Raw genomic sequence first — 4,241 nt, 5'->3', positions numbered from 1 at the left:
GTCCCTGACCGCGCGGCGACCGGTCTTGCCCGTCGACGCGGAGATGATGGCTTCGACGTGGCTCGATTCCATCCGGTCGTACCAGACGCGCATGATGGGCATGCTCGAATAGTCCGCGATCGTGCTGCGATAGCTGTGCGCGGCCTCGAGGGCAGCAGCCCTGCCGATCTCGGCAGGCAGGCCGGCGTCGGCAGCGGCGAGGACGAACGAGGTCGCCAGGCGCTTCACGTCCCACTCGAAGGGTCCGCGCCAGGTCTCGTCGAAATCGTTGACGTCGAAGACGACGCGGCGGTCCTCGCTCGCGAACAGGCCGAAATTGGACAGGTGCGCGTCACCGCAGAGCTGGGTGCCGAGCCCCGTGTCCGGAAGCGCGGCGAGGTCCCGCGCCATCACGAGCGCCGTTCCACGGAAGAACGTGAACGGTGACACGCCCATCCGGGCATGCCGCAGCGGGATCAGGGACGGGTCTCTCGTGCTCGCCTGGCCCAGGAGCAGGTCCACCGGATCGGAGCGATTCGCCGGGGCCTCCCAGGCGGCGAGCGACGATCGCGGCAGCCGCATCCGCGCTGCACGGCCCAGCTCTTCATGCTGCGTCGTCGTGGGGCGAACGGTGTCCGTCGTGCTGTCCATGGCGAGAGTGTATCGCCCCGGCAAACGCGGCGTTCCACGGATCAGCGAAACGGATCAGCGAACACGAATCCGTGCGGCTGACGGAGCGGGGGAGCCGAGGTAGTGGTCGCGCGGCCAGTGCCGCACGCGCCTCGGGAGCAGCGGGTAGACGCGGATCGTGAGGCGCAGCATCCGGTCGAAGCGGCGTTGCCGACGAGGAGACCAGCTCAGGTCGAACAGGTCGCGCACGGAGGGTGGCAGCAGTCCGACGGTGACCAGGCGGGCGAGGGGCATGGCCAGGCGCAACAGCAGCGGCCCGCTGCGGGGGTACAGGAGCCGTCTGGCGACCTCCCGGGTGGTGTCATCCGTCCGGAGCCCATCGAGCCTCTCCTGCCAGTAGGTCGCGAAGGCCGCCCGATCGCGCGGCCACAGCGCTTCGGGCACCTGCAGGGCCGTGCCGAGCACCGCGTATTCCCGGTACAGGGACTCGGCGGTGCCTTCGTCGAACGCTCCGAACACCCGTTCGTACATGCCGACGGCCGAGTCGTAGAGCGTCGCGGCCACCCAGAGCTGCAGCTCGGGCGTGAAGGCGTTGTACGCTGGCGCCCCGCCGGCTGCCGCGCCGACGACGGGAACGTGGGCCCGGTTCACCCGCCGGACCGCAGCCCTGGCCTGATCGGGAGTGCCGCAGGTCACGGCGTATGCGTAGCTCAGGGTGCCGGCCAGCCGGTCGAGCGGCCGGTTCTCGAAATCGCTGTGGTGGGCGACCCCGTGCCCGATCGCCGGATCCGCGAGCTGGAGCAGGATGGAGCGACCGCCCGCGAGCAGCATGACGGCTTCGCCCGCGATGTCCCGAAGCTGCAGCATGACCGGCCTCCCCTGTGATGGCCGAGTGTAGTCCGGCAAAAGTATTTCGGGAGTTTCTCCCCGATCCGGAATAAACCCGCTCTCTATGCGCTTGCATGTATCCGAGGGCGGCGATCCATCCGTCACGCAGACTTGAGGAGCATCATGACCGAAACCACCGCGACGACCATCCCGGGCTACAAGGCCGGAACCTGGACCATCGACCCGACCCACTCCGAGGTCGGCTTCAGCATCCGCCACATCATGATCAGCAAGGTCAAGGGCACGTTCGACACCTTCGCAGCGACCTTCGTCACCGGCGAGAACCCCCTCGACTCCGTCGTCACCGCCTCGGCAGACGTCGCTTCGATCAACACCAACGAAGCCAACCGCGACGGCCACCTCCGCACCGGCGACTTCTTCGAGGCCGAGACCTACCCGACGATCGACTTCGTCTCCACCGGTGTCCGTGAAGTCAAGGGCGAGTTCCTCGTCGACGGCAACCTCACGATCAAGGGCGTCACCAAGCCCGTCACCTTCGACTTCGAGTTCGGCGGCTTCGGCACCGACCCGTACGGCAACTACAAGGCCGGTGCAACGGCCAAGACCGAGATCACCCGCGCCGACTTCGGCCTCAACTACAACGCAGCGCTTGAGACCGGCGGCTTCCTCCTCGGTGAAAAGGTCACCATCACGATCGAGCTGCAGGCCGTCCTCAACCAGGCGTAGTCTTCCCGGTTCGTGAAAAGGGGTCCCACTTCGGTGGGGCCCCTTTTTTTGGGCTACTACTCGCCCTTGATCTCTTCGCGGACCCTCCGCAGGTCCTCCATGAGCGATCCGATCAGGATCCAGTGCTGCGGATGCGGCGTCATGATCAGGAGCGGTTCGGTCAGGGCGGGCGGTTCCACCGCGACGGGCAGGTGATCCCGATCGGGATAGTCCGCCTCCGCAGCGAGGAGCCGGAGGTCGTGCGCGGAGCGGCTCAGCTCGACGGTGATCGCGAGCACCGTCGGCTCGAGATGCAGGGAATGGTCGTAGTGGTCCCTGAGCGACCTCGTCATGCCGATCGCACGGGTCACGAGAGAGGTCAGCCGGTTGTAGAACTCCTCGTCGACGTCGAGCAGGCGTCGGTTCGTGGTGTGGCGCGGGTTCAGGGTCAGGCTCTCCTCCGCTGATTTGAGGGCCTTCTCCGCCTTGTTCAGCATCGGCCTGAGCAGCCGCGCCTTGATCATCATCTCCTCGATCTGCGTCTGCGTCTGCGGGAAGCGCAGCGCGTCGACGATGCGGTCCAGGGTGTCCGCGACCTCGCGAGCGAGGCGGATGACCGTCTCGTGCGCGGGCGCGAGCAGCACCGGCGGCACGATGAGCGCATTGACGAGCAGTGCGGCCGCGGCGCCGATCATCGTCTCGATGATGCGATCCCTGGCGTATTCCGGCGTCGTGGCTCCGATGGAGAGCACCATCATGGCGCTGATCGGGATCTGGCTCGCCGAGCTCGGGGCCAGGCGGAGCGCCCAGGCGAGCAGGATGCAGAATACGATCGCGAGCAGCACGATCCAGCTCGACTTGCCGAATGCTACGCCGACGCCGTAGGCGACGAGCACCCCGCCGACGACGCCGAGGCTGCGCTCGATCGCCCGGCCGAGGGTCTGGTTGATGTTCGGCTGCACGACGAGAAGCGCCGCGATCGCGGCGAAGATCGGGAGCTCAGTGTGCAGGAGTCCCTGCGACAGCACCCAGCCGAGCATGACGGCGAGGGAGGTCTTCACAGCCTGGAGCAACGGAATCCGGCTCGAGGATCGAACGCGGGCCGATATTCTCACCCATTCAGGATATCGTGCCCGCTCGAGCGGAAGGGGCAGTCGGGGGAGTGATCGTCGTGGGAAGTCCGGTGAAGGCGGAATAGTCACGGATCGCCCTGGCGAAGCCGGTGGTTCGCCGTGCGGTGAGGGTGCCGAACGGCGCAGCCTCGACCGCGACGGTCGGTCCGGCCGCCCTGGTGCGCGTGGTTTCTTTCCGCCAGGTGCCGATCACGCGCCCGTCCGCGACGATGAGCGGCAGGAAGATCCCGTTGAGACCGGGAACGACCCGCGGGAAATCGGCGTCGTCCACGACGTACGACCGGTCGCGGTAGCCGAGCAGGTACTCGTCGAAGCCGGGCAGCGCGAGCACGGGCGTGCGCTGTGCCGGTCGCGAGCCGAGGGTGCCGCGTTCCGTGGCCGCGGGGAGGAGCAGGGTCTCGCCGTCCACCTCGAGCTCCTCCAGCCGGTCGCCGGCTTCCGCGAGAGCGACCCGGGCGTCAGCGACCGTGAGCTGGGTCCACGCCGCGAAGTCGCGCAGGGTCGCGGGGCCGTGGCCATCCAGGTAGCGGACGAGGAACTCGGCGAGTCCCTCACTTCGGTCGAGGCGGCGCTGCGCGGGCGCCCACTCGTCGAGCAGGGCGAGCGCAGGCTGGCCGTCCTGGTTGGGACCCCAGACCACGAGACCCGCGAGCGCGAGGGCGGCGATCAGGTGATAGCCGCGCTGGCCGTCGGGGTTGATCCCCGCGGACCGCAGCCCGGCGAGGAACGGGGTGCGGCTGAGGCGCCTGCCGCCGGAGAGGAGGCCGGTGGCCGCCTCCGCGGCCGCGGCGATGATGGTGTCGTCGAGCCCGAGTTGTCTCTGCCTGGTCGCCATCGATGCGAGCACCTTCGTGGCGGTGAGGTCCAGCATCCACCGGACGTCGGTCGCGGGGACCAGGTGCAGCGTTCCGCGCATCGGATACGAGCGCACGATCGACCCGGCAT

5 protein-coding genes are annotated in these 4,241 nt (G+C 68.3%); 1 reads left to right on the top strand and 4 read right to left on the bottom strand.

Annotation, left to right across the window (positions count from 1 at the left end; genetic code table 11):
- Together QN345_RS16060 and QN345_RS16055 are read right to left on the bottom strand one after the other, a co-directional pair.
- A partial coding sequence (locus QN345_RS16060; RefSeq protein WP_323508865.1) for a DUF2252 family protein occupies window positions 1–630 on the bottom strand: 630 nt, incomplete at its 3' end.
- A 54-nt stretch (window positions 631–684) separates the two neighbouring features.
- Window positions 685–1,476: an oxygenase MpaB family protein gene (locus tag QN345_RS16055; protein ID WP_174774629.1), complete on the bottom strand. Its 792-nt coding sequence runs from the start codon at window positions 1,474–1,476 to the stop codon at window positions 685–687.
- Window positions 1,477–1,620: 144 nt separating this feature from the next.
- On the opposite strand from QN345_RS16055, the gene QN345_RS16050 reads away from it, so the two are divergent.
- Window positions 1,621–2,184 carry a YceI family protein gene (locus QN345_RS16050; RefSeq protein ID WP_134559820.1) on the top strand — a complete coding sequence of 188 codons (564 nt, stop codon included), beginning with the start codon at window positions 1,621–1,623 and terminating at the stop codon, window positions 2,182–2,184.
- Between the two features lie 56 nt (window positions 2,185–2,240).
- On the opposite strand, the gene QN345_RS16045 is transcribed toward QN345_RS16050, so the two are convergent.
- The gene (locus tag QN345_RS16045; RefSeq protein ID WP_241975427.1) at window positions 2,241–3,224 is read right to left on the bottom strand and encodes an FUSC family protein; all 984 of its coding nucleotides are present in this window, start codon (window positions 3,222–3,224) and stop codon (window positions 2,241–2,243) included.
- 58 nt (window positions 3,225–3,282) lie between these two features.
- A partial coding sequence (locus QN345_RS16040; protein WP_323508864.1) for a winged helix DNA-binding domain-containing protein occupies window positions 3,283–4,241 on the bottom strand: 959 nt, incomplete at its 5' end.

The sequence above is a fragment of the Cryobacterium sp. 10I1 genome (genome assembly GCF_035019805.1).
GTDB classification, from domain to species: Bacteria; Actinomycetota; Actinomycetes; order Actinomycetales; family Microbacteriaceae; genus Cryobacterium; species Cryobacterium glucosi.
This window is presented reverse-complemented; position numbering and strand designations above follow the sequence as displayed.

Excerpts from the sequence above, each read along its gene's own strand:
- QN345_RS16050 (WP_134559820.1), top strand. The coding sequence starts at position 1,621 with ATGACCGAAACCACCGCGACGACCATCCCGGGCTACAAGGCCGGAACC.
- QN345_RS16055 (WP_174774629.1), bottom strand. The coding sequence starts at position 1,476 with ATGCTGCAGCTTCGGGACATCGCGGGCGAAGCCGTCATGCTGCTCGCG.